Source organism: Cellulosilyticum sp., from assembly GCF_982396655.1.
The window spans coordinates 39996-61140 of sequence record NZ_CEVXFV010000020.1; the positions used below are offsets into that span (position 1 = coordinate 39996).

Consider the following 21145-nt stretch of genomic DNA (forward strand, 5'->3'; position numbering starts at 1 on the left):
ATTTTCACTTTTTTCTATCACATTAACATTTTACATGATGAAAAGGCTTTTTTCTAGATGTTTTCTGATTTTTTATCTTAGGTCTTGAAATCATTCTACGCTTATGTTAATATAAAATCTAACTAAATAAACACAAAAAACGATGATAAAGGCTTAGTAGTAAATAAATAGTTTTTCAGAGAGTGTGTGGTTGGTGTGAACGCATATATATTTATTTTATGAATTACAACTTTGGAGTTGCGTGTCCGGCTTGCCCCGTTATCGGCATTGAGGCAAACCTTTTGGTTTGTAAATTAAGGTGGTACCACGGGTTAACTCGTCCTTAGGACTTGAGTTAACCCTTTTTTATGTGCAAATTTCACCTAAAGAAAAATATAGGAGGTTTCATAATGAGAAACGTATATGATGTTTTATTAGAACGTGGTTTTATTGAGCAAACCACACATGAAAATGAAATTCGTGAACTTTTAGGAAAGGAAAAAGTTACTTTCTATATCGGTTTTGACCCTACTGCTGATAGCTTACATGTAGGTCACTTTGTAACAGTTATGGCTATGAGTCATATGCAACAAGCTGGTCACCGTCCAATTGCACTTTTTGGTGGTGGTACAGCTATGGTTGGTGATCCAACTGGTAAAACAGATATGCGTAAAATGATGACAACTGAAATCATTGACCATAACGTAGAATGCTTCAAAAAACAAATGTCTCGTTTCATCTCTTTTGAAAATGACAAAGCCATTATGGTAAACAATGCAGATTGGCTTCGTAACTTAAATTACATTGAATTCTTAAGAGAAGTAGGTGTACACTTCTCAGTTAATCGTATGCTTACAGCAGAATGTTTCAAACAACGTCTTGAAAAAGGTTTATCTTTCTTAGAATTCAATTATATGCTTATGCAATCTTATGACTTCTTAGAACTTTACAGACGCTATAACTGTAAATTAGAACTTGGTGGTAATGATCAATGGTCTAATATTCTTGGAGGCGTTGAACTTGTAAGAAGACTTCATGGGGAACAATCATTTGGTATGACCTTCTCTCTTCTTACAAACAGTGAAGGTAAAAAAATGGGTAAAACAGAAAAAGGTGCTGTATGGCTTGATCCTGAAAAAACATCGCCTTATGAGTTCTATCAATATTGGCGTAACGTAGCAGATGCTGACGTTAAGCGCTGCTTATCACTTCTTACATTCATTCCAATGGATGAAGTAAATGCACTCACAAATGTTGAAGGTGCAGCAATCAATGCTGCTAAAGAAAGACTTGCCTTTGAAGTTACAAAAATCGTTCATGGCGAAGAAGAAGCTACTAAAGCACAAACTGCAGCTAAAGCTCTCTTCATGGGTGGTGCACACGGCGGTTCAATTCCATCAACTGAAATAGCACAAGCTGACTTTGCAGAAGGTATAGATATCTTAACGCTTCTTCAAAATACAAAACTTGTACCATCTCGTTCAGAAGGCCGCCGCCTTGTTACACAAAATGGTATTAAAGTAGAAGGTACACCTATTACAGATCCAGCTACCCTCATCACAGCTGATATGTTTAAAGACGGTGAACTCATGATTCAAAAAGGTAAAAAAGTATTCCACAAAGTAATCCTTGCCTAATCTAAAATACTTATCCAAAGCTGAGGTTGATTCCTCAGCTTTGGATAAGTATTTTTAATATTTTTATTACTCTTACCTCATCACCCTCATAAGAATATAGAAAGCACTTGCCAAGATATTACTTTCTACATTCTATGTAATATGAAAGTGGGATATTATACCGGAAACCTTCACCAGTACAATTCCCCACTTTCATGTTTTACCAAGTGCGATAAATTCCATCACCCTTCATTTCAATAACACCTTCTTTCATGAGCCTACCTGCTGCACGTTTAAATGCTGCTTTACTCATGTGTAGAAGAACTTTGATTTCTTCTGGTGAGCTTTTGTCATGTACCATGAGTTTACCATCATGTTTTTCAAGTTCTTCCATTAAAAACCTCACATCATCTTCCATTTGGAAATGAGCAGGTTTTCTCAAACTTAGTTCTAATTTACCATCTGCCTTTACTTCCTTCACACGAAGCTGTAATACTTCACCTTCATAATGTTTGCCATAAAGTTCTTTCGTAGGAATTAGTCCATGATAACGATTATCCACTGCAACAAAAGCACCAAAAGCTTCCTTAATACTATAAATTGTTCCCATTACCTCATCATTAGCTTTATATGGCGTATGACAACTTAAGGCTTCATATATTTTCATAGTCGCACAAAGCCTATCGCTTTTGTCAACATACATTGTTACGAAATGTGTTTCGTCCTTTTTAATTCTCCCTATCTGCTGCTTAAACGGCAAAAATAAATCTCTTTCCAATCCCCAATCTAAAAAGGCACCAATATGATTAACACTTATTACCTTTAAAGAAGCTACTTCACCTATTTGCAACTTAGGTTTTCTAAATGTTGCTACCTTCTGATCTTCTGAATTGCGATATACAAACACTTCAACAATGTCTCCTTCTCTTAACTTTTCATCTTTCTCATAAAGTAAGATATCCGCTTCAGTTACTTCATTTGGACTATTTAAATAAATACCGTCTGGCGTACATCGCTTAACTTGTAACCTTTGAATTTTACCAACTTCCATCATCTCTGTCTCCTTCATCTCTACATTGTCTAAGCCATTATACCTTACTTTTTCTTATTCGCCTAGCATCCTTTATTTTTTCCATAAAGTGTTATAGTTTCTAAGATTTATGTCGATGTATATAATATATTGCGTTTTGAAAGGATTTAATATGAAAGAGAAAAAACATTTTTTACAAAAGCCTATTTTTAAAACACTAGGTATTATTATAGGTATCATTCTATTTTTATTTTTTAACAGCTTGCTTATTAAGCTCAATCAAACAGATGCAGCCAATGTAGACTTAGGTTGGATTGTCTATAACCGATCTGCCTTATGTGGTATCATTGCCCAGCTTCAAGTTGTTACTTTAGTAGGTTTAGTTGTTCTTTTTGATAAACTTGGTTATATCACCTGTGTGACACTATGCATTGGTGCTAGTCTTTATAACTTAATTCCTATTATCTTTATGGGAAAGTTAAACTCGCTTACAGGTATTATTATCTTAGTAGGTACACTTACAAGCACGAGTATTATTTATAAATACGGCAAACAATTTAAGCTCAAAGTACTAGAAACAGTCATGCAAAAAGAAGCGCTTCATAAAATGGCTTTTTATGATTCTTTAACAGGTCTTGCTAATCGTCGAAAAGTTCTAGATACACTTAAAACTATGACAACCCTAGATGATACAAAACATGCCCATTTTGCTGTTGTTTTTATTGACATTGACAACTTTAAAAAAATTAATGATGCAGCTGGTCATCAAAAAGGTGATGAAATCTTAAAGTTAGTTACAGGATGCTTGAAAAATTCAATTCACCCTGATGACTTATTAGGTCGTTTAGGTGGTGATGAATTTGCACTTATTGTCAGAAGCAAACAAGACGAACGTGAACTTTTAAATTATGTTGAAGCATTAAAAGATACTGTTATAGAAGAAATGAATACCTATAATAATCCATTTTTTGTTTCAGCTAGCTTTGGAATCTCTTTATATCCTAAAGATGCCAAATCAGCGGATCAGCTTCTTAAATATGCTGATACAGCTATGTATGTCGCTAAATCAGCTGGTAAAAATCAAGTACAGTGCTTTAACCAAAAAATGCATGATGAACTTATACACAAAATCACACTAGAAAATCATCTCAAGAATGCTACTAAAAATAATGAACTTTCTCTTGTGTATCAACCACAATATACAAGTGGTCATAAACAGCTTCGTGGTTTCGAAACACTTATTCGTTGGCATTCACCTGAGCTAGGTTTTATATCACCTGCAGAATTCATTCCTATTGCTGAAGATACAGGACTTATTGTTCCTATCGGTGAATGGGTACTACGTACTGCATGTACAACTTTTAAACAATTAATGGACACATATCATTTTAGTGCTGTACTCTCCATTAATATTTCAGTTAATCAAATGATTGATCCTAACTTTATAAAAATGTTTGAGACAGTTTTAGAGGAAACACAATTTCCACCACACTGCTTAGAAATTGAAATCACTGAATCAATTTTCATTTCTTCTAAAGAACATATTATTAGCTTACTTAATCAGCTTAAACAAATGGGCATTCATATTGCCTTAGATGACTTTGGTACAAATTATGCTTCCTTAAGTTACTTGCAAGAACTCCCACTGGATATTATAAAAATCGATAAATCTTTCGTAGATCCAATTGTAGATTCGAAAAAGCAAGAACATCTTGTAGAAGCCATTATCTCTATTGCACAAAGGCTAGATTATAAAGTTGTAGCCGAAGGTATTGAAGATGACGAGCAACTTAACCTCCTTAAATCACACGGTTGTGACTACATTCAAGGTTATTTATGGGGACGTCCTCTACCACTTGACCAAATCACTGAACTTTTACAACAACTTAAATAATAAAAAGAAGGTATCACAAAATTGAGTGATACCTTCTTTTTATTATTATCCTAGTAATTGTGCAATAACACCTCTCAATTTATCTTCAAACTGTCTATCCATTTCAGGTGTGCGCTTGTGAGGTTCTTTTCCACTTATGCGTTTACCGCTTCTTCTAGCTTTCTTACGTAAGTGCCTTTCAAATAACATTTGATCAATATTATCCCTTGTATATTCTTTGCCATTTTGATGAAGTGCTCTTGCCTTCTTCCCTAATGCCATAGCTGCTACACCATAATCCTGTGTAATAATAATATCACCTTGTTTTAATGCACTAATTATTGCAAAATCTACTGCATCCACTCCTGGTGTAATTCGAATCACCTGTCCGTAGCTCACATGCATTTCATGGTTCATATCACAATAAAACACTACTTCTATCCCTATCTCTTCAGCTACTTTTCCCACAATATTTGAAACAGGACATCCATCTGCATCTACTAAAATTCTAAACATTTCATTACACTCCATATTCTCATTCTGCTTATATAACATACTTGTTTATATTACTTATTTTTTATATTGTAATAGATTAATATATTTTATACAACAAGAAAGGTGTCACTAGACTAACTCCTCTCATTTAGTCTAATAACACCTTATATGATTTAAATTTTACAACTATCCTCTGATTTCATCAGCTGTACGAATTTTAAAGTTTTTAAAGATGAAGTATCCTAAGAAACCTGCAAATACACTTACTGCAATACAACCTGCTGCTGCAATAAGTACTTGCATTGGTGGGTTGTAAGCAAACATTACTGCAAAACCTGCAATAGGTGTTGCTGTACCTGGTGTCATATTTGTAAGACCCATAAGCGCGATGATAATACCACTTAATGCACCACCAATGAAGTTAGTTACATAAACCGGAATTGGATTTGCACTAATTAAGTCTGCCTGTGTTAAAGGTTCGATTGCTACGGCAATTGTATCTTTTTTAGAACCAAATTTCATTTTGTGGAAGAATACAAAGTTCATAAATGAAGAACCAAATACTGCAAGGGCACCGATTGCCATTGGTACACCTGTTAACCCAAGCATTGCTGTTAAAGCCATTGAACTAAGTGGTGCTGTTGCTACTACAGTCATAATACCACCCAAAATAATTCCCATTACAATTGGACTTGCTTCTGCTGAAGAAATTAGTACTTGCCCGATGTTTAATAATGTTGCGTTTACAACTGGTGTCATGCCTTGTGCAATTAAACGTGCAAGTGGTGCTGCCACTAAGATAATTACGATAAGATCAAGACCTGCTGGAATTTTTTTCTCAAGGAATTTAACAACGTAAGAAATTAAATAACCTGCAATAAAGCCTGGTAAAATACCAAAACCAGAAACTGCAAGACCAGTTAATACTGCATATACTGGTGATACACCAAGTGCAAGTGGTACTAAGATAGCTGCTGCCACACCACCTAAGCTACCATTAGCATCTCCTACACTTTGTAAGAAACCAAGATTTAATACACCACCAAAGAATGCTGAATGAAATGCCTCTACTAAGAAGCTTGCACAAGCTGCATTTGCTAAAGCCCCCATGGCCTTCATCCCATTCGGCGCTTTATAACTAAATAATGTAAATAACCCTAATACTACAAGCAACAATGCTGTTCCAACTAAAATATCCATTTTTATGCCTCCACTATGCTGTCTAAGTTGTGTTTTTTTATCTATATACTATAGTTCTATTAATTACTACCAAATACTTTATTCTTAAGTTTGATACCTGTTGGTGTAATGGCCACACCACCTAAAGCTGTTTCACGTAATTCTTCTGGTAAACCTTTTCCTACTTTATACATTGCTGATAACGCATCATCAAAAGGAATATGTGATCCTACACCTGCCATAACTAAATCAGCAGTTGCTAATGCACTTACGGCACCTGACGCATTACGCTTTGCACAAGGAATTTCTACAAGTCCTGCTACTGGGTCACATACTAAACCAAGTACATTTTTAAATACAATAGCCCCTGCTTCGAAGCTCATTTGTGGTGTGCCACCCATTAATTCTACAACTGCACCTGCTGCCATAGCTGCTGCCGAACCACATTCAGCCTGACATCCACCTTCTGCACCTGCAAAAGTAGCATTTTGACCAATAATTAAACCAATTGCTGCTGCTGCAAAAAGTCCCATGATGAGTTCATCATCTGTTTTATTAAGTTGTTCACCTGCTGTTAAAATAACGGCTGGCAAGATTCCGCATGAACCAGCTGTTGGACATGCTACAATTTTTCCCATTGCCCCATTTACTTCTGATGAAGATAATGCCATTGCCATTGCTTTGATAATACCATCACCCATTAAGCTTTTACCTGAAGAAAGGTAGTTTTGAAGCTTAAAAGCATCCCCACCGATAAGTCCACTTAAAGAGTAAACTGCTTTTTCTCTCCCAAGTGTTGCCCCTTCACGCATAGCTTCAAGTGTTAATTTCATTTGTGCCATTAAGGTTTCTCTTGAAACATTCTTATCTTCCATTTCTCTTTGAATAGCATATTCACTAAGTGTAATATTGTGTTCTGCACAGATTTGAACCATTTCTTCTGCTGATCTAGCAATCTTCATTTTGAGCCCCTCCTAATGGATTAATAAGAATAACGCGTTTAACGCCTTCAATTTGTCTAATATTTTCAATAATGTTTGATGAGATATGCCCATCAACTTCTACTGTCATTGTAGCACCTTGACCTTTTTGACTACGTACAAGTTTCATAAATGCAATGTTGATTTTATCTTCATAGAATAAAGATGAAACTTTTGCAACAGTTCCTGGTCTATCTTCGTGGCAAGTAATAAGTGTTGCATACTCACCTGTGATTTGTACTTGATTACCATTGATTTCATTGATTTCAATAAGCCCTCCACCAATCGAAGAACCTAATACTTCCCACTCTACATCCATTTCATCTTTAATTAAAAATTTAACTGTATTTGGGTGAACTTGTCCTAAATCAGCTGGTGTAAATTCTATTTGAATGCCTTCTTTTTCTGCGATACTTAATGCATCCCTAAGTCTCACATCATCTGGATTCATTCCTAAAATACCCGCTACTAACGCACGGTCTGTCCCATGCCCTCTATAAGTTTCTCTAAAAGAACCATGTAATAAGAAGTTAACCTCTTTAATTTGTCTACCGACAATAGTTCTTGCCATTTTACCTAATCTTGCTGCTCCTGCTGTATGAGAGGAAGATGGCCCAATCATAATAGGTCCTAAAACATCAAATACGCCAACATTAGCCATTTGTAAATCCCCTTTCAAAGAAAATATTATAAGCACTTATAGTATGATACTACCCGTACTTCTTTTTATAATTTTTATGTCAACCTTTTCACAACTTGATTATATCTCATGTTTTACCATTTGTACAGCTTTTTTTCAAAAAAATGTATTTCTCATCATGCTTTTTTAATTTTTATTGTGCATATTACACATAAAAAAGATGCGGAAATTTTTAAAAAAACAGATTATTAAATATATATGAATCTTCAAACTCTGTATACATTGTTAACTTTATAACATTGTATTAATTCAATCGCATCATGAACTGCTTCTGCAATCTTATGCGCTTCATCTAAACTTTGACTACCCTCTGCAGTAATTTCAATACCAACATGTATTTTACCACCAACTAACCACGATTTAATTGGGTCGACTCCTTCTTATGCCTTAATAATTATTTTCATTTGCTCAACAACTGTTTTATCACAAAATCTATCGACCAACTTATTGATAGCATCTTTAAAAATATCAAAAGCTGCCGTTCCAATAAACATACAGATTACCACGCTAGCTATAGGCTCTAATATCAAAAATCCCATACGTGCTTCTAATATACCAACAAATGCACTAATCGACGATAAGGCATCTGAACGATGGTGCCAAGCATCCGCCATAAGTGCCCTAGAATTAATCTTTTTAGCAACTGTTCTTGTAACCAATACATCCATTCTTTTACTACAATAGATACAATTGCAGCAATCAATGCCAAATTTCCTGGTATCTCAAACTTACCGTATTGTCCGCCTATAATCTTTTCTACATCTCCAATAGCTATTCCAATACCAGTAACACATAATACCACTGCCAGAATAATTAATGCTACATATTCTGTACGCTCATGCCCATATTGATGCTCTTCATCTAACTTTTTAGCTGCAATATTTACACCCACAATTACAATCAATGTACTAAATATATCTGAAGCTGAATGAACTGCATCTGAAAGCATAGCACCCGATTTAGCTACTATACCTGCTAATAACTTAAACAAAGATAAAATAAGTTTAACAATAATACCCGCTGCTGAGACCCTCATAACAATCCTTTTGCCTTCTGAGGTTGTCGACACTTTTGGTCGTCCTTTTTGATTTGTTTCTTCCATACTAAGTTACCTCCATAAAATAAATTTGCGTAGATAGCTCTATGGCACTTACAAAGTCTCTTTAATAGGTATAAAAAAACACCTATGAGACAATAAAGTAAACTACTGTCCCACAGATGTCCTAATTTTCATCTCTGCCACATATTGCGGCTCAACCCCATGAATTAAAATTGACTTTCAATCCATCGCCTGCTCAGCTTGTACTGTAGATTTATATGCAGTGCAAAGAGTAATTTTATATTATACTATATAAAATCACTTTAACAAATAATATAAATACGCAAAGTTTTTAATTGTACCTTAGTATTTTAAAATATATTCTCATCCACCTAATGTAACATCTTGATGCCTATACCATTTAAGAGCTGCCTCAAACTGACTTTTTTCAAATTCTGGCCACATCTTATCAATCGTATAAAAATCTGCATAAACAGCTTGCACAGGCAAAAGTCCCGAAAGTCGTGTGTGCCCTCCCCATCTTACCACAAGATCTATCCTAGAAATATCATGCGAATGAATCATTTGATGAATATCTTTATTCTCTTGATTTGTTTCTAATATACCACTTAAATCCCATTCCCACCCATAATTTACCAAAAAATTAACTCTTATCTGCTCTTCACCTAAAGATGTCCTTTCTTTTGTATAAGGTATTAATTCTTCAGGGAACATTGGAGATTTTGTATTTCCTACAACTAATAAACCTACGTTTTCCTTTTGAATCATTTTTACAGCCTCTACACAAGCTTTAGTAAAACTTATAACCTGTTCTTTAGGCCTTTTGCAGTTGTCCATTGTAAATCCATAATATGTTATTTCTGAAATGCCATAACTTTTTGCAAGACGTAGTACTTCTACACCAGGATTTAATCCATGATTATAACCCGCGTGTTTCTCATAGCCTTGTTCTTTTGCCCAACGTCTATTACCATCTGGAATAATGGCCACATGCCTAGGAACTCTCATATTATCACTCTCCTACTGCAGTATTATGAGCAATAATAATTCTTCTTAAACATCCTGCTAAGTTTATCCAATCTTTCTTGTTTTTGTATTAATATCATAATTCAAAAATTTAATTTTACATTCTAAGAAAAATATACTATAATGAATAAATATATTAATATTTATGTCATCTTAGCTTAATATTTATTAATATATTCTTAATTTTTTATTTCAACTAAGGAGATTTTACATCATGTTAAAACATCTTAAACGCTGTCTAAGCTACATAATTTGCTTAGCTATGATCTTAGGGATATTTAGTTTAATCCCTACGCCTCTTTCGGCAACTTCTAGACTTACACTTACAGATAGTGGAGCATGGTTTGAAACTGCTTATGCTCAGTGGTCTAAATATAATGGTGCTTCTAGCTATAATGTCTACTACAAATTAAGTTCATCAAACACTTATACAAAAGTTGATGCTGAACTTGTAAGGGGAACACGTGTAGATATTCCAGGTCTTAAAGGAAATACCAATTATACGATTAAAATTGTACCTGTTGTCTCTAATAAAGAAGTAACAAGCGCTGCAGCAAGCTTCACTGTAACACCTGCTGCACATGACCGCTCAGGGTACGCTTTCTTTAATGGTAAAACTACAGGTGGCTATAATGCTGATGGTAGCGTACCTAGTAATGCCAATATTATTTATGTTACAGAACAAACTAAAGATACAGTTAAACTAAATGGTTATACTGGTATTGCTAATATTTTTTCTGAAGCTGCTAGAAAAAATGATACAACACCTTTGATTGTACGTTTCATTGGTTCTGTAAGTGTTCCTAAAGGTGCAACTGCTTATCCAGATAATATGCTCAAAATCAAAGCGGCAACTAATGTCACTTTAGAAGGTATTGGGCCTGACGCCAATATTGCAGCATGGGGGTTATGGTTCCAAAAGTGTAGCAATATTGAAATCAGAAACTTAGATTTTTATTGGTATCCTGAAGATGCCATCGGTTTTGAAGCAGATTCTTCAAGAGTATGGATTCATAACAATAATATTCGTATCGGTCATCAAGATAATCCTCGTGAATCTGATAAGGCCCATGGTGATGGTGGTACAGACTTTAAATATACTGACTATGTAACTGTTTCCTATAATCACTACCAAGGTGCAAAAAAAACCTCGCTTTGTGGTTTAAAGGAAAATAAGACCTATCGTCTAACATTCCACCATAATTATTTTGATCAAACAGGTTCAAGAACACCTCGTGTACGTTACTTCGACATCCATATGTACAATAATTACTATAATGGTATTTCAACTTATGGTATTGGTGCTTCTGTGAATTCCAATATCTTCTCCGAAAATAATTACTTTGAAAACACTAATCGTCCAATGGTTATTTCAATGCAAGGTAATGGTGGTACAACCTTCTCCAGTGAAAATGGTGGTACAATTAAAGCTTATGGTAATAAAATCGTTAACTGTACAAATTACAAACCTGGTGTTGATTATTATGAAGCTTCTTCTAGGGATGAAATTATCAAATTCTCTGCTAACAAAGGAGGTTCAACTTATAACAACTTCGACACAAATGCTTCTAAATTCTATAAAAATAACTATATTTTACATACTGCAGATGAAGCAAAACAACTTGTACTGAAATATGCTGGGCGCATGAAAGGTAAGGTTGTAGATTCAATTATTACACCTGGTGATAACAATTCTGATGGCAATACTGGCTCTAATGATAATAATTCTAGTGACAATACTGGCTCTGATAATAATAATGACTCGTCTGCACTTAATAGTGTCAAAATGGGAACTTATCCTTTAAATAACAAGACTATTCCTTCTAAAATTTGTACAGTTTCTAATATGCAATTTAATGTTAGAAGTGTAGAATCAGATAATGTTAAACTTAGAAGTTCTAATCAAATTACTTTTAAAATTAGTTCAAGCTGCACACTACAAACAACTGCAGAAAAAGCAAATCTTAAACTTACAACAGCTAATGGAAGTATTACTTATAATAATAAAACTTCTACATCTGCCACAATTGCTACTGGTATCCAATCTATGACACTTACAGCCGGTACTTATACTATCCAAGGTGCCGAATCTGGAAGCAATTCATTATTAAGTAAATTGGTATTCGAATAATATTCTAAATCACATATTTGAAAATCGGCATTTCTAAACTAAAGATGCCGATTTTCATTATTCTATTTTTACAATTTAAGTACAATAAAAGAGGGTAGATGATTTTCTTTTTCGTGAAAATCATCTACCCTTTAAAAATGACTACTTATTTAATTGTAATCTTTCCTTTTTCTCCAGCTTTTACTTGACCTTTTTGAATAATAATTTCTTCTTCATCTTTAAGGTTTGTAAATACAACTGGTGTATTAAGTGAAGGTACTTTATCTTTAATAGCTTCTGTATCTACTGTTAATAGTAAATCACCAGCTTTTACTTTTTGTCCGACTTCTACATGTGCTGTGAAACCTTCACCTTTAAGAAGTGTTGTATCAAGACCAAAGTGAATTAAGATTTCGTGACCTTTTGTTGTTTGCATTGCAATAGCATGTTTTGTTGGGAATACTGTTAAGATTTCACCATCTGCTAAAGCAACTACTTTACCTTCTTGTGGTACAATACCAAATCCTCTTCCCATCATACCTGTTGAGAATACTGGATCTGGAATTTCTGAAAGTTCAATAAGCTCTCCTGGAATTGGTGCTAAAAGTTCTTCTACTGTACCTTTAGCTTCTATTTTTACTTCTTCCTTTGTTGCTTGTGCAGATGCTGCATTAACACCATCTTCTGCAAGTGCTTTTTCTAATTCTTCTGGTTTAACACGACCTTCTGTGATATCTAAAATATCATTTTTGATATTATCAGATTTACCACCAAAGATAACTTGAACGTTGTCACCAACTTCCATAACACCTGCTGCACCTAAACCTTTAAGTGCTTCTTTGTTTACCTTTTTGATATCTACAAGACCTACACGAAGACGTGTGATACATGCATCAAGGTTAGTAATATTCTCTTTACCACCTAAGTAACCAAGTACTTTATAAGCAAATGCAAGATTGTTGCTTGTTTTTGTGCCATCTGCTGTTACTTCTTCTTCATCTTCACGGCCTGGTGTTTTAAGATTGAATTTACGGATACAGAAGTCAAATACAAAGTAGTAAACTGCAAAGAATACAACTCCTACGATTAATACATAAATCCAGTTTGTTTGTACGCCTGCTCCTGCTGGAAGAAGCCCAAATAATGTGAAGTCAATAAGACCACCCGAGAATGTCATACCAATGAATACATTGAGCATTCCCATAATCATGTATGAAAGACCTGCAATCACACAGTGTGCTGCATAAAGAACTGGTGCTACGAATAAGAATGTGAATTCAAGTGGTTCTGTAATACCAGTAATCGCTGCTGTAAGTGCTGCTGATAAAAGAAGACCACCTACCATTTTTTTCTTTTCTGGGCGTGCATTTTTGTACATTGCAAGTGCTGCACCACCAAGACCTAACATCATCATTGGGAATTTACCTGCCATAAAAGCAGTTGTTCCACTAACAAGTTCTTTCATTGTTGCTGCATCTGCACCAACAATAGCTGACATATTAGATAATTGTGCAAAGTAAGCTGTGTTTGCACCATCTACAATCATTGTTGCACCATTTGCTAAGTGAACGTTTGCTTCTACGAAACCTGTATACCAGAATGGTGTATAGAATACATGGTGTAAACCTACTGGAATTAATGCTCTTTCAATAAGACCATATAAAAATACCCCAATAGAACCTGTACCTTGTACAAAGTCTGCAATTACTGCAATACCATTTTGTACAACTGGCCATATAAATGAAAGGATAACCCCTACGATTAACATTGTGAAAGCTGTTACGATTGGTACGAAACGTGCGCCCCCAAAGAAACCGATAATCTGTGGTAATTGAATTTTGTGGTATTTGTTATGAAGTGCTGCTGCAATCATCCCTGCAATCATCCCACCAAATACAGAAAGGTTTAATGTAAAAATCCCTAATGTATTTGTAACATATGCACTATACTCTGATGGAATGTTATCTGGTGTTACAACACCAAGTGATGTTGCACCAAGTGCAAGCATTGTTGAAATTGCTGTATGCATGATTAAGAATCCAACTGCCCCTGCAAGACCAGCTGTTCCTTTATCTGATTTTGCAAGACCTACTGCAATACCAATAGCAAAGAGTAATGGTAAGTTACCAAATACAACATTTCCTACTTCATTCATTACAGTTAAAACAGCTGTTACAGCTGGAATGTTAATAAATTGAATTAATCCCTCGTAAATAGCTGGGGGATTATCTAATTTGGCAATACTTAAAAACGCGCCACCTACACCAAGCAGAATACCTGCTGCTGGTAAAAGAGCAATTGGTAACATAAACGCTTTACCAACACGTTGTAAAAGACCAAATAGATTACTAAATACTTTCTTGTCTTTCATAATTTCCTCCTTAAAGTTAAAAATCTTTACAGCTTTCTAACATCTGTAAAAACCTCATGTAATAGTGTAACCGGTTCCACAGTTTATGTCAACATTCTGCACTTATCTTTTCTCCTTTTTGTTTATTTTGTATATTTTTTTCATCTCTCTTTATTATATTTCACGATTGATTTGAATTTATTCAACGTATTTTACTCATTTTATTTATTTATTGCTCTTGTATTATTTTATATTTTTCATTTTTTTATACATTATAATAGCCTAAAAGTGCTACCATAAATTAGTTAATTTTAACAAAATAATATGAGATTGTTTAAAATTTTATTTTTTTATATAATCACACGTCTTTTCAATATTTATTATGAATTATTTTTATATTTTTATTCATTTTAATAGCTCAAAGTTATAGTTTTCACAGCTATAACTTTGAGCTATTCATTGTTTTTTTAATTGTTTTTATAAAAATAGACTTGTTTTTAGACATTTTGTGCATATTACTATGGAATACTCTTTAGGAGGAGCTACCTTGAAGCATTGGCAAATTATTAAACTCATTTTAATTTCAATACTTATTGGTCTTTTATCCGGCCTTGCAATTTATGTCTTTTTAACTCTTTTAATGACTGCTATTTCACTTAATCTAACCTATAAAGGGCTTATTTTCATATTACCCTTTTCTGGAATGCTTATGTGTTTGCTCTATAATTGTCATCCCACTACATCTCAAGGTAATAACCTAATTATAGCAACCATTAACGAGAAAAATTTTTCAAAGTGTAAAATTCCTTTTAGTATGGCCCCCCTTGTTTTCTTGGGCACTATTCTAACCCATTTGTTTGGTGGTTCTGTGGGCCGAGAAGGTTCAGGTGTTCAAATTGGTGGTGTTTTAGGCTTTTGGATTGGTAAAATTTTTCATCTTAGTGATTACGAACGCAAAATTCTACTTATAAGCGGCGTAGCAGCTGGATTTTCTGCCGTCTTTGGTACCCCCTTAGCGGGTACCTTATTTGCAATTGAAATTGCAGCCATTGGTATACTAAGTTATAATGCCATGTTACCTTCGTTAACATCAGCTGTTACCAGTGATCTTATTGTCCGTATTTTAGGTGTACATCATACGTCTTTCCCACAACCACCTGACCTCAGTCTTTCAAACATTTTATTTATAATTATCGCTGGCATTGCCTTTGGTCTAGCTAGTTATGCCTTTGTTTTCTTTACGCATTACTTCAAGATACTACTTAACAAATACTTTTCTAATCTTTATCTCAAAATATTTATAGGCGGAAACCTTATGGTAATCGCCACTCTTTGTTTAAACACACGCCTTTATAACAACCTAAGCTTACAACTTTTACAGATGGCTTTTACAGGGAAAGCACCATTTGGGGCCTTCATCATCAAACTACTCCTTACCACACTTTGTTTAGCTTCTGGTTATCAAGGGGGTGAAGTAACCCCTTTATTTGTAGTGGGTGCTACATTAGGTGCTAACTTCGCTCTCTTATTTCATCTACCAGCAACTGCACTTGCAGCTCTAGGATTAGTTGGTGTCTTCGCTGGTGCAACTAATGCGCCTATTGCTTCTTTCATCCTTTATCTCGAACTTTTTGGACCACACAACTTAATTTTTGCCATGCTTGTTTGTATGCTTAGTATTTTTATTTCTGGTCGAAAAGGTATTTATAGTACACAACTCTGGATTGATTAATTATCTTTTTAACTTTTGCTGAGTAGTTTTCTATAACTATTATCTACGCAAATTGCACCAAATGGTGCTGTTATTAAAATGGCAACTACTGCTACAGTTAAGACTGTTTGTCCACATTCAAGGCCCATTGTTAATGGAATGCTTCCTATAGCTGCTTGTACTGTTGCCTTAGGTGTATAAGCCATCATACAAAAAAGACGTTCTCGTGTAGTTAGCTTTGTTTTTAGTAAACATACAAAAACACCTACCATACGAATCAACAAGGCGCCTATAACAATTACTAGTGCCTTGCCACCTGCCATAAGCGCATAATTAATATCTACTGTTGCACCTACTAGTACAAAAAGTAGTACCTCTGCTGCTACCCAAAGTTTATTATATTTCATACTTATACGCTGCGCTAATACATTATATGTGCGTTTGAGCATAATACCCATACTCATAATTGCCAATAAACCTGACACTGGTATAATGCCTTCAAGCCTTGTTTCTATTTCTAATAATAAAAATGATACACTTAAGATTACCAAAATCTTTACAGAATCTCGCATATGTATCTTTTTAAAGAATAGCGTTAATATGCCGCCACTCATAATTCCTAATAAAATGCCCAGTAAAATTGCAATAGGAATTTGAATAAAACTACCCGCTGATATACGATTTCCTGCTGCAAGCCCTGTAAATGCAGTAAATAGAACGATAACAAAAACATCATCCACTGAAGCACCTGCTAAAATGAGTTGTGGGATACTCTTGTCTTTACCATAACCTTCTTCTATAAGGCGAATCATCCTTGGTACAATAACTGCTGGTGAAACTGCCGCAATGACACTTCCCATAATAGCTGCATCTAATAAATTCATATTAAAAATAAATGTGCCAATTAATATAACACCTAAAATCTCAAAACAGGCTGGTACAAAGCACATTAAGATTGCAGGTCTACCTACCTTTTTTAAATCGCTGATATCTAATGAGAGTCCTGCTCTCGTAAGAATAATAACTAGTGCAATTTGTCGTAGCTCAGGTGCTATTGCTAATAATTTATCATCCAATAAATTAAGCGCATATGGACTTAGTATTACCCCTGTAAAAATCATTCCTAATAAACTAGGTAATTTAAATCTAGTAAAAATCCCACCTAAAACTAATCCTAATAAAAATATAAGTGCTAAACTCGTTAACATATTTTTCCTCCTTAATATATAATCCACGCAAAAAAAGCCAATAACCCTGTGAAATCACAGAAGTCATTAGCTTAATAAGCGGTTTAAGTAGCCTTAAAGGCATCTTAGGGAGTACTTCATTCCCTTTACTAATATCAGTTTAGCATACTTCTCCTAAATTGCAAACCTTAACTTTCATCTTTTGCTGGCATTAAAATTTCGATTAGCATCGTAAATATGCCAAATAACACCCCCAACATAGTCCATATTCCCTTATTAAGTCCCTTCTTTGCTGCAAGCTTATAACAGATAAAACCCATTAAAAACCATATCATTACAACAAATATCATAGTATATTTCCCCTTTATCCTAGACTTTTGAGACTACTTTATAACACTCTCATATTAACTCTATATATACTCCCCTAACATGAATTTATTATAAATTTTTATGGCCTATTTATTTTTATGCTTTTATAAATAATTCATTATAAGCTTCAATTAATACTTCTTTTTCTAACACTACTTTACTAGCTGTTAAATCACATCCTAGTTTATAAAGGAACTCTGGCACATCTTCTAATAGTATGAGTCCTACTACTTCACCCAACTTGGCTCCATGTGTCCCTCTTGTACCATTAATACAAAGTGCATAAGCATTACATGCTACATCATTCACACGTTTTTTCCCGCCATAAAGGCCAATTTTACTTAATTGTGGCACTGTACAGGCACTTGGGCACCCTGAAATATGCACAGTTGGTAACATAGCATATTCTTCTTTTGCCACATCTTTAAAACGTTCAGCCACTAAATGCAATACTTCTTCTGTAGGTGTAAGACCAATTTGACATGTATTAGACCCTGTACACCCTACTACTTTTTCCATAATGCCTTTCACAACTATTGTTTCTGTCTCATAAATAAGTCTTTCCGCTTCCTCTCCTGTTAAATCTGTAACATAAAAAGATTGTTCCATGGTAAGACGTATATTTGCTCCAGGTGCTTTAGAAACGGCCTCTATGATTTGACCTATTTCTTCAAGTTTTAAGTACCCACCGAATGGTTGTACTTTAACAGTGTATAGTCCTTCTTGCTTTTGAGGAATAAGACGATCGTGTGTAAAACTTGTTATCTTCCCTTGTTTATTATGTACTACTGGTTTTGTATTTAATATAAGTGTTTCTCTTTCTTTTACCTTATTTACATAGTCTTCTAGAGTTACTTTAAATTGTTCCACGCCTAATCGATCCACAATAAAACGAATTCTTGCTAGATTACGATTTGAATAATCTCCTAAACCTTCGAATAGTTCTTTAAGTCCTTGTATAATATATATAATCTCTTCTGGTTTAACACTTTCTTTAAAGACAATACCTGGCTTTGGATTTTTACCAATACCACCACCTACGAATACTTTAAAAGTAGGTTCCCCATCTTCTAATTTTGCCATAAATCCTAAATCTGTAGCAGAAGCATTCGTGCTATCTGCATCAGTGTTTGCAAAAGCAATTTTGTATTTACGTGGTAAATGGAAGGTATCAATAATGCTCATGATATAGTCACAGCACCCTAAAGCATAAGGGGTTACATCAAAAGTTTCTCCCTCTTCAATTCCAGAAAGTGGTGAACATGCAATATTTCTTGGATTATCACCACCTCCTCCTGTTGTCACTAACCCCTCCGCTAAAAGTTCTTCCATAACTTCTATAGTTTGCTCTAAAGTAAGACCATGATACTGAATATCTTGTCTAGAAGTTAAATGAAAACGTGGTATATTGACTTTTTTACCAATTTCATATATACTTTTAAACCATTCTAGCTTTAAAACTCCAGAAGGGATACGCACCCTTAGCATAAAGGTACCTTTTACTCTTTGCTGATAAACGCCCATTCCTCCCATAACTGGTTTAATCTTCAAAAGATCTTCCTCGCCTCTTAAAACACGATTTACTGCTTCTTTGTAATTCTCTACACTTTGGATGACTGCGGGTATCTCTGAATGTCTCATGCAGTGACCTCCTGTCTCATTTATGAAATATTTTTCAACACTACCATTAAACCACATTTTCCTTACGCCATGCAAGCTTTCTGTATTTTTGTATATCTAGCCATTTTTCAGAAAACGAAACCTCTGTTTCATTATACTTAATTTTTTGATAATCACTTAATAAAATAAGTACTTCTGTTTCTGATGTCACTTTTATACCAAATCCACGTCCATTAATGACAGGATAACCTTCGTAATTATACACTTTAATATCTTTCACTTGTGCGACTTTACCTTCTCTTACATAAACAGCAACTTGATCTCTTAAAATAAGTAAATCAAAGTCCTTTGGATAAGTATAACTGTCTCCTTCAAGTGGCAATGTATCTCCAATGCCATATTCTTTGACAGCTGCAGGCACTTTCTCAAGTTCGTAATCTACAGTGTTATAATAAAATTCATCAAATAAATCTGTGCGCCCCTCTAGATTACCTGCTTTAAATAAACCAAGGGATTTACTTTTTGCATTTTCAGCAGAAGTTACAATACCACCACCTGCTACATCGTACCCATCTACAAGTACAAAACGCCCTGTTACCTGACTATCTCCAAATAAATCAATTACAACGGGTTCTTTTGCTTCTACAATCACCTCTGCTACGCCATTCATAGCAATTTGCTTACTTGTTTCAGCCTGCTGATTTAAATTGGTGGCATCAATCATTTTTACAATTTCAGATATAATGACTTCTACTTCTTCTGTGGCCAGTTTAAGTTTATATTTTTTACCTACCTCTAAAGGCTGTTTACCCATCCAAAAAAGGCTTGCACGGAAACTAGTTGTTACTATTGGTGCATGTTCTTTATGGGTAATAATTTCGCCTCGTTTATTAAAGAATTCATCTTCTACAATAATCCCTATAGATTCACCTGCATAACCCACTTCTCTTTTATCTTTTTCTACCCAATAAGCAAAGGCCTTTACACGCGTAGTTTTACCTTCTGGATAAATACTAATTTCATCGCCTACTTTTAAAGTACCACTTTCAATTCGTCCTGCAATAATACGTCTATCATCAAATTTATAAACATCTTGAATTGGAAAACGTAGTGGTTTTTGATTAAGCCCTTCCTCATGCTTAATAAGATCAATAGCTTCTATAATCGAAGGACCTTTATACCATGGCATTTCATCAGAATGTCTTGCAATATTTTCACCTTCAAAAGCAGACACAGGTAAATAATCTAATGGATGGACATTTAAAGCTGTTAAAAATGCACCCATTTCAGATTTTATCTTTTTAAAAACATCTTGGCGATAGTCTACTAAATCCATTTTGTTAACAATCACATAAACCTTTTTAATGCCTAATAAAGAAAGCATATACGCATGACGTTTTGATTGTTCCTGTACCCCTTCTTTAGCATCTACCATTAAAAGAGCCGCTTCTGCATTAGCTGCACCTGAAATCATATTTTTTAAGAATTCTTTATGTCCTGGTGCATCTATAATAACATATTCTCTTTGCTGGGTACGAAATTGAAGCTGCGTCGTATCAATCGTAATCCCTTGTTTTTGTTCTTCTTCAAAAGCATCTAGAAGGTACGCATATTCAAAGGGTTTACCTGTTTCTTTAGCAATACGTTTTACCTTGTCAATAGCCCCTTCTGGAAGGGAATTCGTATCATAAAGTAATCGCCCAATAAGTGTAGATTTACCATGGTCTACATGACCTACAACAACTATTTTTAAAACATCTTTTAAAGCTGCTATTTTTTCTTCTTGTATAATTTGTTTTACCTTGATATTTTCTTCCATTAATTATGCCCCCTATTCTTATCATTTCCATTTATTGTACG

General features: G+C 34.5%; 16 protein-coding genes, 1 pseudogene, 2 riboswitches and 1 other annotated feature. Of the genes and pseudogenes, 4 read left to right on the forward strand and 13 right to left on the reverse strand.

What is annotated here, in order from left to right:
• Positions 1–133 precede the first annotated feature (133 nt).
• Positions 134–327 (forward strand) — a binding site (T-box leader).
• Between the two features lie 62 nt (positions 328–389).
• Entirely contained in the window at positions 390–1616 is a 1227-nt protein-coding gene (gene tyrS, locus AC1VAQ_RS10345) for a tyrosine--tRNA ligase (RefSeq protein ID WP_302599960.1), read from the forward strand.
• A 199-nt stretch (positions 1617–1815) separates the two neighbouring features.
• Here tyrS and AC1VAQ_RS10350 read toward each other — a convergent pair whose 3' ends face one another.
• Positions 1816–2646: a CvfB family protein gene (locus AC1VAQ_RS10350; protein WP_479903873.1), complete on the reverse strand. Its 831-nt coding sequence runs from the start codon at positions 2644–2646 to the stop codon at positions 1816–1818.
• A 151-nt stretch (positions 2647–2797) separates the two neighbouring features.
• Here AC1VAQ_RS10350 and AC1VAQ_RS10355 point away from each other — a divergent pair, with 151 nt between their 5' ends.
• The gene (locus AC1VAQ_RS10355) at positions 2798–4519 is read left to right on the forward strand and encodes a putative bifunctional diguanylate cyclase/phosphodiesterase (RefSeq protein WP_302599957.1); all 1722 of its coding nucleotides are present in this window, start codon (positions 2798–2800) and stop codon (positions 4517–4519) included.
• A gap of 45 nt (positions 4520–4564) precedes the next feature.
• Here AC1VAQ_RS10355 and AC1VAQ_RS10360 read toward each other — a convergent pair whose 3' ends face one another.
• The 7 genes and pseudogenes from AC1VAQ_RS10360 to uppS form a co-directional block, all read right to left on the reverse strand.
• Entirely contained in the window at positions 4565–5014 is a 450-nt protein-coding gene (locus tag AC1VAQ_RS10360) for a YaiI/YqxD family protein (RefSeq protein ID WP_302599956.1), read from the reverse strand.
• A gap of 165 nt (positions 5015–5179) precedes the next feature.
• A complete protein-coding gene (locus AC1VAQ_RS10365) occupies positions 5180–6193 on the reverse strand; it encodes a PTS sugar transporter subunit IIC (RefSeq protein WP_302599955.1) in 1014 nt (337 codons plus the stop codon).
• 59 nt (positions 6194–6252) lie between these two features.
• Positions 6253–7134, reverse strand: coding sequence for an L-serine ammonia-lyase, iron-sulfur-dependent, subunit alpha (sdaAA, locus tag AC1VAQ_RS10370; RefSeq protein ID WP_302599953.1), 882 nt, complete (start codon positions 7132–7134; stop codon positions 6253–6255).
• Positions 7121–7813 (reverse strand): L-serine ammonia-lyase, iron-sulfur-dependent subunit beta, encoded by a 693-nt coding sequence (sdaAB, locus tag AC1VAQ_RS10375; RefSeq protein ID WP_302599952.1) that lies wholly within the window; start codon positions 7811–7813, stop codon positions 7121–7123. The genes sdaAA and sdaAB overlap by 14 nt, the downstream gene beginning before the upstream one ends.
• Positions 7814–8058: 245 nt before the next feature.
• Positions 8059–8217, reverse strand: coding sequence for a cation transporter dimerization domain-containing protein (locus tag AC1VAQ_RS10380; RefSeq protein ID WP_479903878.1), 159 nt, complete (start codon positions 8215–8217; stop codon positions 8059–8061).
• A 15-nt stretch (positions 8218–8232) separates the two neighbouring features.
• Positions 8233–8954: pseudogene (locus AC1VAQ_RS10385) on the reverse strand (cation diffusion facilitator family transporter).
• A 103-nt stretch (positions 8955–9057) separates the two neighbouring features.
• A riboswitch (NiCo riboswitch) is annotated at positions 9058–9161 on the reverse strand.
• 114 nt (positions 9162–9275) lie between these two features.
• Positions 9276–9920, reverse strand: coding sequence for a polyprenyl diphosphate synthase (uppS, locus tag AC1VAQ_RS10390; RefSeq protein ID WP_302598756.1), 645 nt, complete (start codon positions 9918–9920; stop codon positions 9276–9278).
• 232 nt (positions 9921–10152) lie between these two features.
• On the opposite strand from uppS, the gene AC1VAQ_RS10395 reads away from it, so the two are divergent.
• Positions 10153–12069, forward strand: coding sequence for a pectate lyase family protein (locus tag AC1VAQ_RS10395; protein ID WP_302598755.1), 1917 nt, complete (start codon positions 10153–10155; stop codon positions 12067–12069).
• A 145-nt stretch (positions 12070–12214) separates the two neighbouring features.
• Here AC1VAQ_RS10395 and AC1VAQ_RS10400 read toward each other — a convergent pair whose 3' ends face one another.
• Positions 12215–14419 (reverse strand): PTS sugar transporter subunit IIABC, encoded by a 2205-nt coding sequence (locus AC1VAQ_RS10400; protein WP_302598754.1) that lies wholly within the window; start codon positions 14417–14419, stop codon positions 12215–12217.
• A 526-nt stretch (positions 14420–14945) separates the two neighbouring features.
• Between AC1VAQ_RS10400 and AC1VAQ_RS10405 the strand changes: the two genes are divergently transcribed.
• Positions 14946–16130 (forward strand): chloride channel protein, encoded by a 1185-nt coding sequence (locus tag AC1VAQ_RS10405; RefSeq protein WP_302598753.1) that lies wholly within the window; start codon positions 14946–14948, stop codon positions 16128–16130.
• 8 nt (positions 16131–16138) lie between these two features.
• On the opposite strand, the gene AC1VAQ_RS10410 is transcribed toward AC1VAQ_RS10405, so the two are convergent.
• The 4 genes from AC1VAQ_RS10410 to AC1VAQ_RS10425 form a co-directional block, all read right to left on the reverse strand.
• Positions 16139–17317, reverse strand: coding sequence for a cation:proton antiporter (locus tag AC1VAQ_RS10410; protein ID WP_302598752.1), 1179 nt, complete (start codon positions 17315–17317; stop codon positions 16139–16141).
• 50 nt (positions 17318–17367) lie between these two features.
• Positions 17368–17450: riboswitch (Fluoride riboswitch) on the reverse strand.
• A 34-nt stretch (positions 17451–17484) separates the two neighbouring features.
• Positions 17485–17646, reverse strand: coding sequence for a hypothetical protein (locus AC1VAQ_RS10415; RefSeq protein ID WP_302598750.1), 162 nt, complete (start codon positions 17644–17646; stop codon positions 17485–17487).
• Positions 17647–17761: 115 nt separating this feature from the next.
• The gene (locus AC1VAQ_RS10420; protein WP_303243917.1) at positions 17762–19306 is read right to left on the reverse strand and encodes a nitrite/sulfite reductase; all 1545 of its coding nucleotides are present in this window, start codon (positions 19304–19306) and stop codon (positions 17762–17764) included.
• Positions 19307–19352: 46 nt separating this feature from the next.
• Positions 19353–21104: a sulfate adenylyltransferase subunit 1 gene (locus AC1VAQ_RS10425; protein ID WP_479903874.1), complete on the reverse strand. Its 1752-nt coding sequence runs from the start codon at positions 21102–21104 to the stop codon at positions 19353–19355.
• Positions 21105–21145 lie beyond the last annotated feature (41 nt).